Here is a 1541-nt window from a genome sequence, read left to right as displayed (position 1 = left end):
GCCCACCCACCCGGGGCAAGCCAACTCAGATGTCACCTATTCGTGCAGCAGACCCCATTTCACAATGTTGTCGATGACGTAGCCAATACGCCAAGTGGCCGAAGGAATGACCGACTACATTGGGCTGCAAGACGTTTGGCTGAATTGGGGTTCGACAAAGATGAGTCGAAGCAGGCACTCATGGATGCGTCGGAATCCTGGAACTGGTCTGCGTCAGGCACTCGCCAGTGTGAAGCCACTATCGAATCGGGTTGGCGCAAAGGCGAAGCCAACCCGATTGACATCGACACAATCGATTGGCGCACAACCGATTACACGAACGCCGGCGACGCCAGCAGAGGCGACGACGGCCTGACTGACGACGAGACTAACTCCAGCACAGCTGATTCCGAAGCTCGCCCGCAATTCGCCGACTCACTACTGACACGCTCTGACCTCCGAAACATGCCACCACCACAACCGTTGATAGACAACGTGCTAGATCAAGGCACCACCGCGCTGCTGTACGGCAAATGGGGCACCTGCAAGACCTTCATCGCACTCGACTGGGCCGCAAGTGTGGCCACCGGCAGACCATGGCAGAACCGCAAAACCCAGCAACGGCGCGTCCTTTACATCGTGGCTGAAGGTGCATTCGGTTTCGGGCAACGAGCGCAGGCATGGGAAACCGCCTGGCAGAGCATGATTGACGACGATTGGCTGTCAGTCTATCCGCAGCCCATAAACCTGATGAACGCGCGCGATGTTGCTAACCTGCGCGACCTGATCGAATGGGGCGCTTTCGGATTCGTCGTTCTCGACACACTGGCACGTTGCATGGTTGGCGCAGACGAGAATTCAGCCCAGGACTGCGGCATCGTCATCGACACCATGACAAAGTTACGGGCTAGCACCCCCGGTGGGCGCGGTGTGATCCTGGGTGTGCATCACGCCGGTAAAGACGCCAAGACATTGCGCGGCTCGTCAGCACTTGAAAGTTGCGTCGACACCGTCTATGCCACCAGTCGTGATGAAGCTTGGATCAGCCTGGCCCGCGAGAAGCGCAAGGACGGCCCAGAGCATGACAACCACCTGCTAAAGCTCGACTTGATACCCGGCACCGAAAGCGCCGTCATGTCATCGTCAGCGCGCAACGACGGTGAACAGTTGCCGAGCGAACGCAGCGCGGAGCTGTTGGTGATCTTCGTTCAGAACTTCGAAACCACCGGAGCCAGTGGGGCGGAACTGCGCGATATTGCCGAGGCCGCTGGCATGTCGAGAGCCACGTTTTACCGCGCGCTCAACGATCTGCTGAGGACTGGCAAGCTGGTCAACGCGGGCACCGTCAAGCGACCGCACTACCTACTCGGATGAAGGAAACATGCAGTTCAGCGGGCTTACGGGGTGTTGTCTCACGTTGTCTCACGTCAGTCTCACCTGGGTGAGAAAACCCCAGGAACACGAATGGCCCAAGTGAGACAACCGCAGGTCAGAGGCGTGAGACAACGGGTCTGCTGCACGAATAGGTGACATCTGAGTTGGCTTGCCCCGGGTGGGTGGGC

General features: G+C 58.7%; 1 protein-coding gene. It reads left to right on the top strand.

Going from position 1 to position 1541, the window contains the following annotated elements; translation table 11 throughout:
* Nucleotides 1–180: 180 nt before the first annotated feature.
* Complete coding sequence (locus tag CRM90_RS29905; protein ID WP_142391499.1) at nt 181–1353, top strand: AAA family ATPase; 1173 nt, start codon at nt 181–183, stop codon at nt 1351–1353.
* Nucleotides 1354–1541: the final 188 nt, after the last annotated feature.

It is taken from the genome of Mycobacterium sp. ENV421 (assembly GCF_002887815.1).
In the GTDB taxonomy this organism is placed as follows: domain Bacteria; phylum Actinomycetota; class Actinomycetes; order Mycobacteriales; family Mycobacteriaceae; genus Mycobacterium.
Note: the sequence above shows the minus strand (reverse complement) of the source record. Positions and strands in the feature narration are given on the sequence as shown.

Excerpts from the sequence above, each read along its gene's own strand:
- CRM90_RS29905 (WP_142391499.1), top strand. The coding sequence starts at position 181 with ATGGATGCGTCGGAATCCTGGAACTGGTCTGCGTCAGGCACTCGCCAG.